Origin of the sequence: Microcystis aeruginosa NIES-843, assembly GCF_000010625.1 — a bacterium.
GTDB lineage: Bacteria > Cyanobacteriota > Cyanobacteriia > Cyanobacteriales > Microcystaceae > Microcystis > Microcystis aeruginosa.
The window spans coordinates 2,979,546-2,995,557 of sequence record NC_010296.1 but is presented as its reverse complement, the minus strand read 5'-3'; the positions used below and the strand labels follow the sequence as shown (position 1 = coordinate 2,995,557).

Annotated in this window: 15 protein-coding genes and 2 pseudogenes; 15 read left to right on the top strand and 2 right to left on the bottom strand. The window is 37.3% G+C overall.

The window, feature by feature from the left end; all coding sequences use genetic code 11:
• The first annotated feature begins 101 nt into the window (after window positions 1-101).
• Both MAE_RS14215 and MAE_RS14210 read left to right on the top strand, forming a co-directional pair.
• Window positions 102-1,022, top strand: coding sequence for an NAD-dependent epimerase/dehydratase family protein (locus MAE_RS14215; RefSeq protein ID WP_041804128.1), 921 nt, complete (start codon window positions 102-104; stop codon window positions 1,020-1,022).
• Complete coding sequence (locus tag MAE_RS14210) at window positions 1,019-2,221, top strand: glycosyltransferase family 4 protein (RefSeq protein ID WP_012266211.1); 1,203 nt, start codon at window positions 1,019-1,021, stop codon at window positions 2,219-2,221. Before MAE_RS14215 ends, MAE_RS14210 begins: the two co-directional genes overlap by 4 nt.
• Window positions 2,222-2,246: 25 nt before the next feature.
• Here the strand turns inward: MAE_RS14210 and MAE_RS29725 are convergent.
• Window positions 2,247-3,196, bottom strand: a protein-coding gene (locus MAE_RS29725) for an IS630-like element ISMae26 family transposase (protein ID WP_148204754.1) whose coding sequence is annotated in 2 segments (ribosomal slippage) — window positions 2,247-2,854 and window positions 2,854-3,196 — 951 coding nt in all. Because the reading frame shifts where the segments join, the coding sequence is not laid out codon by codon here.
• Window positions 3,197-3,276: 80 nt separating this feature from the next.
• Between MAE_RS29725 and MAE_RS14195 the strand changes: the two are divergent.
• The 5 genes and pseudogenes from MAE_RS14195 to MAE_RS14175 form a co-directional block, all read left to right on the top strand.
• Window positions 3,277-3,816: pseudogene (locus tag MAE_RS14195) on the top strand (glycosyltransferase); the annotation flags it as partial.
• Between the two features lie 298 nt (window positions 3,817-4,114).
• Window positions 4,115-4,372: a hypothetical protein gene (locus MAE_RS14190; RefSeq protein WP_012266208.1), complete on the top strand. Its 258-nt coding sequence runs from the start codon at window positions 4,115-4,117 to the stop codon at window positions 4,370-4,372.
• A gap of 141 nt (window positions 4,373-4,513) precedes the next feature.
• Window positions 4,514-4,906 (top strand): DUF433 domain-containing protein, encoded by a 393-nt coding sequence (locus MAE_RS14185; RefSeq protein WP_012266207.1) that lies wholly within the window; start codon window positions 4,514-4,516, stop codon window positions 4,904-4,906.
• Between the two features lie 66 nt (window positions 4,907-4,972).
• Entirely contained in the window at window positions 4,973-5,710 is a 738-nt protein-coding gene (locus MAE_RS14180) for a Uma2 family endonuclease (RefSeq protein ID WP_041804127.1), read from the top strand.
• A gap of 152 nt (window positions 5,711-5,862) precedes the next feature.
• Window positions 5,863-6,720: an IS5-like element ISMae4 family transposase gene (locus MAE_RS14175; protein WP_012266205.1), complete on the top strand. Its 858-nt coding sequence runs from the start codon at window positions 5,863-5,865 to the stop codon at window positions 6,718-6,720.
• 615 nt (window positions 6,721-7,335) lie between these two features.
• On the opposite strand, the gene MAE_RS33390 is transcribed toward MAE_RS14175, so the two are convergent.
• Window positions 7,336-7,473 (bottom strand): hypothetical protein, encoded by a 138-nt coding sequence (locus MAE_RS33390; RefSeq protein WP_158303527.1) that lies wholly within the window; start codon window positions 7,471-7,473, stop codon window positions 7,336-7,338.
• Between the two features lie 668 nt (window positions 7,474-8,141).
• Here MAE_RS33390 and MAE_RS14170 point away from each other — a divergent pair.
• The 8 genes and pseudogenes from MAE_RS14170 to MAE_RS36470 form a co-directional block, all read left to right on the top strand.
• Window positions 8,142-9,638, top strand: a complete 1,497-nt coding sequence (locus MAE_RS14170; protein ID WP_012266204.1) for an IS5-like element ISMae6 family transposase — start codon at window positions 8,142-8,144, stop codon at window positions 9,636-9,638.
• 119 nt (window positions 9,639-9,757) lie between these two features.
• Entirely contained in the window at window positions 9,758-10,768 is a 1,011-nt protein-coding gene (locus MAE_RS14165) for a glycosyltransferase family 2 protein (RefSeq protein ID WP_012266203.1), read from the top strand.
• A gap of 73 nt (window positions 10,769-10,841) precedes the next feature.
• Window positions 10,842-11,723, top strand: coding sequence for a class I SAM-dependent methyltransferase (locus tag MAE_RS14160; protein WP_012266202.1), 882 nt, complete (start codon window positions 10,842-10,844; stop codon window positions 11,721-11,723).
• A gap of 17 nt (window positions 11,724-11,740) precedes the next feature.
• Window positions 11,741-12,691 carry a methyltransferase domain-containing protein gene (locus MAE_RS14155; RefSeq protein ID WP_012266201.1) on the top strand — a complete coding sequence of 317 codons (951 nt, stop codon included), beginning with the start codon at window positions 11,741-11,743 and terminating at the stop codon, window positions 12,689-12,691.
• Window positions 12,692-12,751: 60 nt separating this feature from the next.
• Entirely contained in the window at window positions 12,752-13,828 is a 1,077-nt protein-coding gene (locus MAE_RS14150) for a glycosyltransferase family 4 protein (protein WP_012266200.1), read from the top strand.
• Between the two features lie 51 nt (window positions 13,829-13,879).
• Window positions 13,880-14,992 carry a glycosyltransferase family 4 protein gene (locus MAE_RS14145; RefSeq protein WP_012266199.1) on the top strand — a complete coding sequence of 371 codons (1,113 nt, stop codon included), beginning with the start codon at window positions 13,880-13,882 and terminating at the stop codon, window positions 14,990-14,992.
• Entirely contained in the window at window positions 14,985-15,884 is a 900-nt protein-coding gene (locus tag MAE_RS14140; RefSeq protein ID WP_012266198.1) for an NAD-dependent epimerase/dehydratase family protein, read from the top strand. Before MAE_RS14145 ends, MAE_RS14140 begins: the two co-directional genes overlap by 8 nt.
• A gap of 11 nt (window positions 15,885-15,895) precedes the next feature.
• Window positions 15,896-15,997: pseudogene (locus tag MAE_RS36470) on the top strand (UDP-glucose 4-epimerase); the annotation flags it as partial.
• Between the last annotated feature and the right edge of the window lie 15 nt (window positions 15,998-16,012).

Sequence of the window (16,012 nt, the reverse complement as noted above, 5' to 3'; positions counted from 1 at the left end):
TTTAGAAACATATCCTCTAGTCATTGAATCGATATTCAGAGAAATAGCAGATACCTGTAAATACTATTAGTTATCACCAACTAAACTCTAGGATTAATGTCTTGAAAACTGTTCTAATTACTGGTGTTACAGGATTTATTGGGCGGTATATAGCTCGCGAATTCGCCCAAGCTGGGTGGTCTGTTGTCGGTTTGGGAACCCGTCCTCCAGAAAACGCGCCAACTCAAGATCTCTTGCGTTATCATCAACTCACTCTACCTTCCCCTGATTTAGCCATACTCATCGAACAACTACAGCCACAGGTCTGTATCCATTGTGCTGCAAGGGCATCAGTTCCTCTTTCAGTAAGTGAACCAAAAGCAGATTTTACCGATGGAGTAGTTGTTACTTTCAACTTATTAGATGCACTTCGCCTTCATGCACCTCAATGCCGAGTTATTTATCTTTCTAGTGCTGCTGTTTATGGTAATCACAAAACTTTACCCGTTAATGAAAGTCATTCCCTCAATCCTATTTCACCCTATGGCTACCATAAGCTAATCTGTGAACAACTTTGCCGGGAGTTTTTCCAAGTTTATGGTTTACTAACAGCTACAGTACGCATCTTTTCTGCCTATGGTCCGGGATTGAGGCGACAAGTTATCTGGGATATCTGTCATAAGGCTCTGACAAACCCCGTTCTCAATCTACAGGGAACGGGTAATGAAAGTCGTGATTTTATCCATAGTCGAGATATAGCCAAAGCTCTCTACCTCTTAACAGAGAAAGCTCCTTGTCACGCCGATGTTTATAATTTGGCAAGTGGAACAGAAACCTCTATTAAGGAGTTAGTTAACTTGATACTAGAACAGTTGAAACTCGATATTCCTGTACATTTTGAAGGTACAATACCTATTGGCAATCCCTTAAACTGGAAAGCGGATATAAATTGTCTCAAAAAACTTGGGTTTCTTCCTGAAGTAACTCTTGATAGAGGAATCAGTGTCTATACTCAATGGTGTCGTGCGGAGCTAATGGGATGATAAAAACCTTAAATATTGGTATTCTGATGCAAGCTGATGATAACTGGATGGGGGGGATTATTTATATTAAAAATCTTGTCAAATCTATTGCCGAGTTACCTGCCAATAAAAGGGAGCATATTAAGCTATATTTATTTATTGGTTCTAATCTCAAAAAAAGCTATTATGAAGAACTGGAAAATCTAGTGGAACAAATATACATAACTAATTGTATAAAGCCTTCTTTTTTGAATCGATTATTATGGAAAGTTGGTCAAAGTTCTACTTGGCTAAAGGATACAAGGTTGATAAAACTTTTAGAAAGTAAAGAAATAGACTTTGTATATCCTGTTCCAATAAATTGGGGTATTTCCTGGGATTTTAATTGCGGTTGGTCAACTTGGATTCCAGATTTTCAACATAAATATCTACCCTCATATTTTTCTACCAAAGAAATAAAAAGCCGTGATAAGGCATTTAAATATTTATCTAACAATTCGTTAAATATAGTCTTTAGCAGTAAAAGTGCTTTGAGCGATTTTGCTGCTTTTTACCCTGAATCTAAAGCTCAAAAATTTGTATTAAGTTTTAGAACGATACCCAATCAAGACTGGTTTGACAATCATTTAGCTCCAACATTAGTTCAGGAAAAATATAATCTTCCAAACAAGTTCTTTTTGGTTAGCAATCAATTTTGGATACACAAAAATCATAAGCTTATCATAGAAGCACTTATCTTATTGAAAAGAACAAATGTCAAGCCCGTAGTTGTGTGTACTGGTAAACTTTATGATAGCCGATTTCCTAAGTATGGAGAAGAAATAAAAAATTCAATTGAAAAAAACTGTTTAAGCGATCAATTTATAATTCTTGGATTAATTCCCCGTTGGGATCAGATTCAACTCATGAGGAGATCGTTAGCAGTTATTCAGCCTTCATTGTTTGAAGGCTGGAGTACAGTAGTAGAAGATGCTCGAGTGTTAGGTAAAACAATATTATTATCAGATATTTCTGTCCACAAAGAGCAAAATTCTCCTGGTGCTATATTTTTTAAACCAGATTCTTCACAAGAGCTTGCCAATCATCTTGAATTATTAACGACTAAGCTTATGCCTGGACCAGATTTAATATCTGAATCAGAAGCGCAAACCAACAATAAAATAGAATGCCAAACTTATGCAGAACAATTTCTGAATATTGTCCAAACAGTTGTTTCCTAGTTGGAAACTATAGCAATTCTCTGACTTATGAGGTACAGTAGCAACAGTGAGTAAACCAATTGCGAATATCTTTTTGAGTAACTTCTAACATAGCCAATTCAATCCCTTCTATTAAGTCTTTGTAAGTTCTCGCCTTCAGTTTTCTTAACGTCGCTTTCACTTTTGACCAAAAGTTTTCAATAGGAGAGAATTCGGGAGAATAAGGAGGTAAATAGATGAGTCTAGCTTTTTCTTGTTCGATTATTTCTCTGACCATTTCTCCGAGATGAATCTTGGCGTTATCCATGATCAGACAGTCTCCTTCTTTAATTTTTGGCAGCACTTCCTTGAGAATAAATCCTTCAAATGTTACCGCATCCACTGCACCGTATATGTTGACTGATGCGACAACTTTTTCTAAGCTTATAGCACTAATTATTGAAATATTTCTCCCTCTTTTTTGTGGTTTTCTTCCCCGAGCTCTTCGGCCAATTAAGGCTCTAGCATAGAGTCTCAAAAGGGCTAAATTTACCCCCGATTCCTCGATGAAAATTAGTTTTGATGCCTCAATTTCCCGAACTTCTGACCAGTATTCCACTCTTTTTTGCTCTACCCTGTCACTTTCTTTTTCCGCCGCGTGTAGTGTTTTTTTTTGAAACTGTAATTGAGTTTTTGCGTAAGCCGCCCCAGGGTGGCTCTACTGACTTTCACCTGTGTCTTTTCATACAGTAAGTCCGATAATTCTTCGAGAGTTGCATCATTGTTAGCTTCGATGATTTCTATTAAAATTATCAGTTGTTCACTATTTAACTTGGTTGGCGGACTTCCCCCTTGCGGACGAGGACGGATATCTCCTGTTTCTTTATGTTGCTTCAATAACTTCTGAATAAAGCTTTTAGCCACGTCAAATCTCTGGGCTAGTCCTCGAATGGAAATTTTTTCTTTCTTCCAGACATCGATAATTTTTTGGCGAAAATCTACGGAATAGGGTCTCATAGGAAGCCGGTAAGTTCTATTATTTGTCTATTTGCTTTCCATTGTACCTCATAGCTCCAAGAATTGCTATAAATCAATTTCTATTCGGCACTATGACGGCAACAAGCGATAACCGAAAAGGGTTTCATCTGCTGCTACCTGCTATAAAAAAACTCAGTCAGGGGGAAATATGGCAGCATAAATTAGAGTTAGTGGTCTTCGGTGCTTCTGAACCAGTTAATCCGCCTGATTTTGGACTGAAAACCCATTATTTAGGCAGATTAAATGATGACATTTCCCTAGCTTTAGTCTATGCCGCCGCCGATATTTTCATCGCTCCCTCCCTTGAGGATAATCTTCCTAACACAGTCATGGAAGCTCTCGCCTGTGGAACTCCCTCTGTTGCTTTTAAAATTGGTGGAATGCCTGATATGATCGAACATCAAGAGAATGGTTATCTGGCTCATCCCTACGATATTGAAGACTTAGCTCAAGGAATTCATTGGGTATTAGAAGATAGTGAAAGATACCAGAAATTGTGCGATTGCGCTCGTGAAAAAGTAGTGCGAGAATTTACTCTTGAGATTCAAGCATCTAAGTATTTAAAGCTATATAATGAAGTATTGCAATCTTTCAAGTAAACTTGAACAGTCTTAGCCATGCTCAAAAAGACGATTAAGAAACTCGCCAGAAGTTTAAGAATTGACCTAAAAAAATTTTTTAATCTGGTAAAACATGAGCAAAGCTATTTGTTGATATCCTTTCTCAAATAGTGCTACACTGTGTACACAATGCGTACACAACGAGAGAGACTATGGATAAGCATGACATTGAGAAAATTGGGGTGCGAGAATTTCGGAGCGAACTCCCTAAATAAGCTAAACGGCTTTTACTTCGGATCACCGATATAGACTCCAAAAGGGTTATAGCTGTTGGATCATGCAGGTTAAGCGCCGTTTAGCTTACATATACGGTGAGACTCCCGTTGAGGTACTACGTCACGGTCATACTGTTGGGTTCTATTTCCCCGTTAAACAGGGGAGTAAAAGCGCCGATATCGCTGCCTTACAAGCGGTGGCCGCTCAATTTGAGTACCTGTTAAGTCAAAAGGGAATTTCCGAAGACGATATTGTTCGTGAGTTTCGTCAGATGTGTGAAGCGGACAGAACAAATAAGAGAAAGGATTTAGACGAGTGAGGCTCAAATTCGTCGTTCTCGACGCTAATATCATCATAATAAATAGACATCTCCAAAAATCTATACCCCAGTCCTAGCAATGGTATTCCTACTCGGTAATGGGATTTCTTATCCTTTTAGCTAAACAGCAACATTACTCCTATGAAATTAGCCTCCATCCCAACAAAGCAGTACATCGAGCAACGAGAAGAAGAATATTGGCTCGAAGGAACTCGTATCTCCCTTGATTCAGTTGTCTATTCTTTCTTGAACGGAGAATCGCCCGAAAGTATTGCCCAAAATTTCCCACTCCTTTCCCTCGAACAGGTTTATGGCGCGATCGCTTTCTATCTGGCCAATCGAGAGCTTGTCAATGCCTATCTGAAAAAGGGTGAAGCCGAGTTTCAGCAACTACAACAGTCTTGTAGAGAAAAGAGTCCTTTGCTGTACCAAAAATTGAAGGCGGCTCAAGCCTATAATATGTGCTTAAAAAACTCTAATTTCCTAGAAGAAGGCTATAATTACCATAATATTTTGTCCCAGTCTCAATTCTAGCGGCTAGATGTTTTCCCCAATGCTAGATACAAAAGCTCCTTAAGTCTCATCACCAGCGTGACTCCGATGACTTCAACTATTGCTCCTTCTCGACTTTCACTGCCTACCCAAGATGAATTGCCCTGCGATGACGGCGTTCCCATGGAAACCCAACGACATAAACTCCAGATGGATATACTCATAGATGCCTTGTTACCCTGGTTAGCTGCTAGGGAAGATGGCTATGTAGGCGGCAATATGTTCGTTTATTTCAGTGCCGCACAGTTAAAAAGCGAGGACTTTCGCGGTCCCGATTTCTTTGCTGTCCTGGGGGTTCCTAAAGGGGAAAGAAAAAGTTGGGTAGTTTGGGAAGAGGGGAAAGCTCCCGACGTGGTTATCGAACTCCTTTCCGAAAGTACTGCCCCACAGGATAAAACCGAAAAGAAAGCCATCTATCAAGACCGTTTGCGAGTGCCAGAATATTTCTGGTACGATCCCTTTAATCCTGAAGACTGGGCAGGTTTTATCCTCAGAGACGGCAACTACGAGCCATTATCTCTAGAGACGGGAGAAAGATTTTTCAGTCAAAGGCTAGGGTTAACTTTGGTACGCTGGCAAGGGGAGTATAAGGGAGTCGAGGCAGTTTGGCTGCGTTGGGCGACTTTTGCCGGCGATTTACTGCCCACGGAGTCAGAGCTAACTGAACAGGAAAGAATGCGGGCCCAACAAGAAAGAATGCGGGCCCAACAGGAAAGAATGCGGGCTGAGGATTTAGAAGCATTGCTCCAACGCTATCGAGAGCGTTTTGGGGATTTGCCAGAATAAATCTAGATGTTGACCGGCTAGTAATCAATAGACCTCTTGCATAATTTTTTTATGGTATAATATAAGGTTTTGCTTTTTTCTCAATTCTTAGATTGAAGTGGAAAAAAGAATAAAATGTGATCTTAGGTCAGGAAATCATCTATAATTTTGCTATGTTTATTAGCAAAATTATGGATTATCAAAACTTATCAGATGAGCAATTCAAACGCCGTTTCGGTGTGTATAAACAAACATATAGAAAGATGGTAGAATCAGTAAAAAGTGTTGAAGCCGACTCTAATTCACCATCTAAAAGGGGACTGAAACCTAAACTATCTATAGAAGAACAAGTTTTAGTAACGTTAGAATATTGGCGAGAATATAGAACATATTTTCACATTGGTACAAGCTGGGAACTATCAGAATCAACTATATGTCGGATTGTAAATAAGACGGAAAAAATGCTTTTACAATCGGGAAACTTCCGTTTAAAAGGAAAAAAAGCTTTACTCAATCAAGCAGAGATACCGGTCGTAACGGTAATGGATGTAACGGAAACTCCCATTGAACGCCCCCAAAAGAAACAGAAAGATTTTTTTTGGGGTAAAAGAGGTTATCATACTTTAAAATCCCAATTAGTAGCTGATCAAAATACAGAGGAAATTATCTGTGTCTTTTGTGGGAAAGGCAGAGGTCATGATTTTAGTTTATTTAAAAAAAGTCGAGTTCGTTTTCATCCTTTAACTACCAGCATAGAAGACAGTGGTTATCAGGGAATAGCTGCATACCATAGTAATAGTTATACACCGAAAAAGAAACCGAAAAATAGAAAATTAACAGAGTTAGAAAAAGAGTATAACAAGGCTTTAGCCAAAGAAAGGATTATCATTGAACATATAAATAGGAAACTCAAAACCTTTAAAATCTTATCCTGTAAATATCGGAATCGTCGTCGAAGATATAGTTTAAGAGTTAACTTGTTGGCGGCTATTTATAACTGTGAGTTAGGGATAGGTATAGCAGCTTCTTAAAAGTTGCCTAAAGATTAATCAAGTCAAGGAGAATTTATTCTCAATTATAAAAATTGAGATAGTTTGTGCCGCTTAAATAAAGAGGTTTTGATAACCAAATTAAAGCAGCTCTAAAGAGTTTTGAGTTAAAAGTTAAACTTCAAGTTTTCATTCAGGACGAATGTACTGATTAACTAATTTTTTGGGGAAAATTAGTTAACCCATCATTATAACATATAATTAATTTGCAAGAGTTCTAATAGACATCTCCAAAAATTATAACCCAATCACAGCCTGCCTTTAGCTTATGTACTAACTAAATAGTTCGATAGCTGAAATGTATATCTATCGTCGCTAATTCAATTTCACTGAAAAAATATGAAGCAATTAAAATTATTTTTATTTGGGTGTGTTCCCTGACTAGAATAACTTTTAGTCTTGAGATAATATTAGGTCGAGGTCTAATCATCCCGTTGAATTAATTCGGGGCTGGAGTAATTGTCTATAATGACTGTCCAGGAGGCTAAATGGAAGATATTCCAACATTTTTCTCCATTATATCGGGAGAGCCGTTGGCTTTCTAGTAAGTACCTAGGGCTTGCTGAATAAATCTAAAAACCTTGTTGGATAAGACTTTTAGACTTTTTTTCCCTCAAAAAGTGCCAGCCATTGCGGGGATCGGGGGCAAAATTCAGGTACTTTTTCCCTGAAAATTAGGCAACTGACTACCTCAAAATCGGTAAAACCCCACACCCCACACCCCACACCCCACACCCTGCCCCCAGGAAAAGCTTTTTCAGCAAACCCTACCTAAGCAAAATTAATTACACATCCAAGCCGTCACCCGTCAGCCAAAAGCTTTTTGCTGTGACCAGTAAACAGTGAACTAAAAATTCAAATCTGATCCCTGATAGCTGTCTCGGAGTCCCCCGTCTCCTGTCTCGGAGTCTCCTGTCTCGACTAGGAAATTAATTTTGCACGACTACTTATCGGCTAGTTAAAAATTTTCTTGACAATAAGTTCATGATCAGGTACACTAGACTTCTTGCATAAATCCGAAAACAAACGATAGAAACAATAATGGGAGGGACTTTCAGTTAATTATTTATTAGTAGTTGATAATCTTCAAAAATGTTGCTGTACAAGGATCGACTTAAGACTTTTGCAAGAGGTCTACTTCCTCTAGGTCTTAAAGTTAATTTTTTTAGCTAATCATATTAGCTGATATAACCCCCAGGCTAGTTTAATAGTATTTTGGCAAGTATGAGAGAGCTGCAATAATCTTTCTAGTTCCATAGGGCTAATTAGGGTTTGCTGAATAAATCTAAAAACCTTACAGGAAAGGGCTTTTAGCTTGATTGAGAGCTTCCCAAATGCACTTAAATCTGCTAGAATCTCTTAAAACCCTTGCATCACCCTTGCATCTTCTCTAATTAGTGCTAATGTACCGTAAAAGCGAGTTACCCTCAACCCCACCAGAAAACTTCGAGCTGCCCTTTGAGGGGAAATTATCCCAAGATAATCGTTGGGTAATTATGGCCAACCTCATTCCCTGGTCAGAATTTGAAGCGGAATACGCATCACTTTTTTCAGAAGAAATGGGCGCACCCGCCAAAACATTTAGGACAGCACTAGGAGCATTAATTATTAAAGAAAAATTAGGAACAAGCGATAGAGAAACGGTAGAACAAATCAAGGAAAATCCTTATTTACAATACTTCTTGGGGTTTTCAGCCTACAGCAATGAACCCCAGTTTGAAGCGTCAATGTTGGTTCACTTTCGAGAAAGAATCACTCGGGAACTAATTAATAAAGTGAATCGCTTTATGGTCAAAAATTCGAGAGAAATAAAAGAAGAAGAAAACACCGAAAAAAAGTTAGAGAGCGAAACCCAAAGTCAACCAGAAAATCGAGGTAAATTAATTTTAGATGCCAGTTGTGCGCCCGCAGATATTAGTTATCCTACGGATTTAAACCTGTTAAATCAAGGAAGAAAACAAACCGAAAAAATTATTGATATTCTCTATGAAACTATAAAAGGAAAACTTGTTCAAAAACCGAGAACCTATCGTCTCCTGGCCAGAAAAAGTTATTTAGAAGTAGCAAAAAAAAGAAAACCTACCTTCAAACAAAGACGAAAAGCTCTAAAAAGACAACTGCAATATCTGAAAAGAAATCTCGACCATATTGAACAACTTTTAGCAGAAGGAGCCTCTCTACAAAGCTTGAAAAAAAGAGACTATAAACTGTTATTAGTAGTCACAGAAGTTTATCGCCAACAACTCTGGATGTACCAAAATAACAAACAGAGTATTGAAGACAGAATTGTCAGCTTAACTCAACCCCACATCCGTCCGATAGTCAGAGGAAAAGCTGGAAAACCCGTAGAATTTGGGGCCAAATTCTCAGCAAGCTGTATAGATGGTTACATATTTTTAGACCGGATTAGTTGGGATAACTTTAATGAATCGGGAGATTTAAAAGCACAAATAGAAGCTTATTATGACTATACAGGATACTATCCAGAATCAGTTCATGTGGACAAAATTTATCGAACCAGAGAAAACCGAGCTTGGTGTAAAGAAAGGGGAATCAGAATCAGTGGTCCCCCATTAGGAAGACCAGCCAAAAATGTTAGTAAAGAACAAAAGAAACAAGCTACTGATGATGAGAGGATTCGGAATTGTATAGAGGGCAAATTTGGACAAGGGAAAAGAAGATTTAGCTTAGGTAAAGTGATGGCTAAACTTCCTCATACTTCCTTTTCAGCGATTGCTATTACTTTTTTAGTCATGAATCTTTCTAACCTGTTGAGGCAGGTTTTTTGGGCTTTTTTATGTCTGAAATGGAAAAACAGCACTTTTTCTCGGTCAATGATTAGGATAAGTTATAATTTAAAAATTAATCAACAACTAAAGCTTATGCTTGTAGCTAAGTGAAATCATTGATTAAGAGACCTGTACTTTTCAATGACTTTTTCAGCAAACCCTAATTACAAACTGAGCTAGTTTGTAATTACGATTAAACCGCTTGTAGTTTACCAATATCAAGATAAGATATGACAATAAAGCCACCATTACAAGAGAAAAAATTTATCGAGCTAGATGCTAACTTCTCTACAACTCGCCGAGTAACTATGGAGAGGCCTGCTATTATTAACGATCCTTGTGCAAAAGTGCAATCTCATTTATTTTTGCCACCAAATCCAGAACGCAGGGGAGAAGGAGGATTAAGAACAAAGGGATATTTCAAGCATTCCTACCCAGAGACAAGTGAGTTATCGGAAAAATTTGCAGTTCCTCTGGTTACTATTATAACGGTAGTTTTTAATGGAGAAAAGCACTTAGAGCAAGCAATTCAGAGTGTCATTAGCCAGTCTTACAATAATGTTGAGTATATTATTATAGACGGAGGTTCTAGGGACAGCACAATTGATATTATTCGTAAGTATGATGATCAGATAGATTATTGGTTGAGCGAACCTGACGAAGGTATATATGATGCGATGAATAAAGGCTGGAAATTGAGTCAAGGAGATTACATTTACTACCTGGGGAGCGATGATATATTGTTAAATATACCTAGCCAATCTATTCAAAAAGCAAGTTTAAACAATACGGACATAATTCATGGCAATGTAATTATGGATAACGGTCAGCTACGGATTAGTAGATATAATCCATTAATTGTGTTCAAAAATACTTTATGTCCGCAAGGACTATTCATTAAGAAAAAGCTACTTGCTCAACTTCCGTTCAACACCAAATATAAAGTATATGCTGATTTCGATCTTAATCAAAAGATTTATAAGATGAGTGCATCGTCAATCAAAGACAAATCTACGATTGCTTTTTTTAGACTTGGTGGTGCCAGCAGTTCCTATCAAGATAACTCAAAATTAGCGAATTGTAAGCAGGAGTACGCTAGAGTTATTTATGATAATTTTGGTTTGTCTGGGCTGATTTTATCTTGGATTTGGGGGGCTGTACGAGGTTTGGTTGTTAAAAACAATATCCATTTACATACGGATTACAAAACCTTGAAAAGAATTTTAAAAGACTGCAAATAATCCTTTTTATTCGAGCGATATTTGCATGAACGTATTTGAGAAATGAACAATTCAAACGGGTTAGAAACTGTCTATGAAGAATGTAGAAAATCCTACTAATTATCAACATTTATTAAGTATAATCAATACTGAATCTTACAGACATTCAACTGATCAAGAAGTCAAAATTCTAGATGTTGGGTGTGGTAACGGACAATTGATTGCATACTTGACAAAAAATCTTCCCTGTGTACAGCCAAATATTAATTGGAAAGTCTATGGTTTAGACGTGGTTAATCATGGTGTTCAAAAAAAGGGGTTTATGGATGAAACAATTGAAAATCTATCAAAGAATTTTTCTGGGGTAGATTGGCATGAAAGACTAACTTTAATTTATGATGATGAAAAGTGGCAATATCCAGATAATTTTTTTGATGTAATTATTTCTAACCAAGTGGTGGAACACGTCAAGAATCATCTACTTTTTTTTCTTGAGATATCTAGAACATTAACAATGAATGGATATTCTGTACATCTATTTCCCTTGTCCAACGTTCTCTGGGAATGGCATATTCATTTACCTTTAGTCCATAAGGTTAAAAACTTTGATTTTTTGTTTGATAACATTAAATTTTTAAGCACTTTAGGTTTAGGAACTTTTCATCGTCAGACTAAAGAATCTGGTATATCCTTGGAAGATTGGACTGAAAAACATACGGATTATTTACATTATTTTACTAACTATATTAGCTACCAAGAGATTTTAAATATGGGCAAAATATCTAATTTAAGGACATCTTTCAGATATACGAGGGAACTTTATCAACTATACCTAGACAAGAAAATGAAACGAACACCAAAATCAATCTATACCAACCATTATAGCTCATTTATCTTGGAGTTTTTATCTATATTTTTTCTTAAGTATATTGCCAGTGTAACTTTGTTTCTTGAGAAAAAACAGACTTTCAGTTAATTGATCGGAGTAAGAAAATGCAACAATTTATCCAGACGTTGAGTCAATGCCCTAAGTGTCAAAGTAGTCAATTAATTTTTGATGATCATCAGATTATTTGCAAAAACTGTAATTCTGAATTTGCTATTGTCAATAATAAACCAGTATTCATTCGAGAAGATAATGAAATTTTTTCTCCCTCTTTTTATACTAATACGGTGACTAATCATAGTCCAAAAGAAAAAAATATATTCTCAAAAATTGTCCCTAGTCCATCGATTAACTTAATCTATATTGAGAGGATTCAAAATTTTGCTCAGACTTTAGAAAAGTTTACCCTAGCCTATGTTTTGGTTGTGGGTGGAGGAAATCAGAAAAGAGATTTGGATAGGTTAATGTCAGAATATAGCAATATCAAATTGATATATTCCGATGTTGATGTTAATGCAGATGTCGATTTATTCTGTGATGCTCACGATCTTCCTTTTCAAGACCAAGTTTTTCATGGTATTATTACCACAGCAGTTTTAGAACACGTTCTCTACCCCGAAAAAGTCGTTAGTGAAATGCACAGAGTTCTCAAAGATGGCGGGGTAATTTATTCAGAAATTCCCTTTATGCAGCAGGTTCATGAAGGGGCCTATGATTTTACCAGATATACCCTTTCTGGTCATCGGCGTTTGTTTAACTATTTTTCGGAAATTTCCAGTGGTTTAGTTGCTGGACCCGGAACAGTTTTAGTCTGGTCTATCGAACATTTCGCTTTATGTTTTGCTGGCAATAATACCTCAAGATTATTAACTAAAGCAATAGTGAGATTATTGTTTTCTTGGCTTAAATATTTTGACTATCTATTCAAAAATAATCCTCAGGCTCTCGATGGAGCTTCTTGTACATATTTCTTAGGAAAAAAATCTCCTGAGAAAGTAGTTTCTGATCAAATGATTATTGAGAGATATAAAGGAGCTAATAATCTTCGCCATACCTAGAGAATATCCTCAATTCTCCAGTTTATACAAGAAAATAATCTAATTAAATCCTCAACAGTGATGAAAATTTTGTTATTCAGTCGCTATGATACTTTAGGTGCTAGTAGCCGCTATCGTACTTACCAATATTTGCCTTATTTGAAAAAAGAGGGAATAGAGTTTGAGACCGCTCCCTTATTAGATAATGATTATCTTAGAACTCGCTACTTAGGGAAAAAATACCCTTTATCGAGATTATTATCTGCTTATCAACAGAGAATTTCGCTGCTGTTGAAATCTCAAAAATACGATTTAATCTGGTTGGAAAAGGAAGCATTACCTTGGCTACCAGCTTGGCTAGAATTACTATTTCTCAGAGGAAGAACGCCTTATGTAGTTGACTATGATGACGCAGTATTCCACCGTTACGATCAACATTCTGCTTCTGTAGTTAGATGGCTATTGGGACAGAAAATTGATCGAGTAATGCAGAATGCTCGCTTAGTGATTGCGGGAAATGATTACTTAGCTAACAGAGCAACACAAGCAAGAGCTAAATGGGTAGAAATATTACCCACCGTCGTCGATCTTGATCGCTATCCCTTATCAAAAGCTCCTCAAAATGAAGTCTTTACCATCGGCTGGATAGGAAGTCCATTGAAGTTTGTCGATTATATACAAGAACTTTATCCTGTTTTAAAAGAAATTTGTCGAGATGGTTGTGCCAAAGTCGTTGCTATCGGTGCCAAAGAGATAAATCTAGAGGATATCCCTTTAGAAATTAAGCCCTGGTCCGAGGCAACCGAGGTGAAAGAGATGCAACAATTTGATGTGGGGATTATGCCCCTTACCGATACACCATTTGAGCGAGGAAAATGCGGATTTAAACTAATCCAATATATGGCATCTACTCGCCCAGTTATTGGTTCACCAGTGGGGGTTAACGCAGAGATTATTAAGGAGGGTATCAACGGCTTTCAAGCTAGTAGTCAAGCTGAATGGCTGCAAGCTTTTCAAAACCTGAAACATGATCGAGATTTAAGAGAAAGCATGGGATGGGCTGGCAGAAAACTTGTCGAAGATAAGTATAATATTCAAATAACCGCCCCTAAAATGTTGCAGCTATTGCAAAAAGCTAATCAAGTCTTAAAAACCTAAAACTGTTTTTCTAAAATTATCCATAAATCAAGAATCTAAACTGTGCATGAAATGAAAATACTTTTTATTATAACTAGAGCAGATACCGTTGGAGGCGCACAGGTTCATGTGCGAGATTTAGCGAGATTTTTGCAAGATTCTCACCATCAGGTCTTAGTTGTTACTGGAATAAAAGGCATTTATAATGACGATCTGATCAGTCATCGCATAACCAATGTATCTTGTCAAGACTTTGGTAAAAAAATTAACTTAATTAAAGACTGGCAAACCTTGAATTTTATCAAACAAATTATTGTAGAATTCCAACCAGATATTATCAGCACTCACTCTAGTAAAGCGGGAATTTTAGGACGATTAGCGGCCAAAAAAAGTAAGACTCCTTGCATTTTTACCGCCCATGGTTGGGCTTTTACAGGAGGTGTACCAGAGCCGAGTCGCACTATCTATCAGTGGTTAGAAAAAATCACAGAACCTTTAGCTAATAAAATTATCTGTGTTTCGGAACAAGATCGATTAATTGGAATAAAAACTGGTATGCAACCGCAGCGATTATTGACCATTCATAATGGGATGCCAGATCTACCCGCAGAATTGAGATCTAATCCTGGTAATGCTAACCCTGTTCGTATTGTTATGGTGGCAAGATTTGATCAGCAAAAAGACCATGTAACCTTACTGAAAGCCTTTCAAAATATTCCCGAAGCCCATTTAGATTTAGTCGGAGACGGTCCGGATTTAGAAAAGATTAAAACCTTAGCTAAGGAGCTAAAAATTATCGACAGAGTTAACTTTTTAGGTTTTCGTAATAATGTAGCTGAAGTCTTAGCTCAAGCCCAAGTATTTACTTTAATATCTAATTGGGAAGGGTTTCCTCGCACTACAATCGAAGCAATGAGAGCGGGATTACCGGTAATTGTATCAGATGTAGGTGGAGCGTCGGAAGCAATTGTGGAAGGAATAACCGGATACGCCGTAGCGCGAGGAGACGTTAACACGTTACACCAGAGACTATTACAATTAGTTCTTGATCAACAATTCAGAGCTAAAATGGGAGCGGCAGGACGCAAACGCTACGAAACAGAATATACTTTTGAGAAGATGTTTGAAAAAACCTTTCAGGTTTATGAACAAGTTTTAGCAAAAAGGAGAAAAAATGATGATTGAGAATAAAATATTAATCACAGGTGCTACGGGGTTGCCTGGTGGTTTTTTCATGCAACATTTGGCATCTACTAAGCCTGAAATAGAAATACATTGTTTAATTCGACCCACTAGCGACCGCAGTATGTTAGATAGCCTAGTACTGAATTTAACCTACGATTTTGGCGATAGCTCTATCTCAGAAACCTGGGAAGGAATTTTTAGGAAAAATAGTTTTGAAACCATCATCCATCTCGTCCAACTTCGACAAGTACCAACTATACTTAATAGTCTAAAAAAATTCCAACAAACTCCCCGATTAATTATTATTGGAACTACCGGAATATATTCAAAATATAATGAATATTCTGCCGAGTATAAACAAGCAGAAAATTATTTACAAGAGTATCCTGCTTCTTATTGTCTGCTGAGACCGACAATGATTTATGGCACTCCTAAGGATAAAAACCTACACAAATTGATTAAATTCTGTCACCGCTACGGATTCTTTCCCATTTTTGGCTCTGGTGATAACCTGTTACAACCAGTTCACGCTGATGACATTGCCCAGATGTTGTTAAAAGTCTGGGAATGTCCTGATATAAAAGGTGCTTACGATCTTTCCGGCGGTAGTATTGTTTCCTTCCGTCAGTTAATTTTATTGATAGAACAATTATTAGGCCAATCGGTGCGTCCCCTGTCCTTTCCCTTGAACTTTGGCATCTGGTCAGCTACCCTACTAGAAAAAACATTAGGTAAAAAATCCCCCGTGCGACGAGAACAAATCTTGCGATTACAAGAAGACAAAGCTTATTCCCACGAAGAAGCTAAAAGGGATTTAGGGTTTACTCCTCGTACTCTAGAAGCCGGACTACAACAAGAGATAGAATTAATGCGCTCCCAAGGCATAATTTAACTAATTAAATCAATTTTTGTCTTGACTCTAGCCCTATTCAAAAAACCCTGGATTGGCAACCTCCCTTTACTTTAGAGCAAGGATTAGCCCGAACCATTCAGCCAAAAAATTAGTGATCAGCTGGTCAA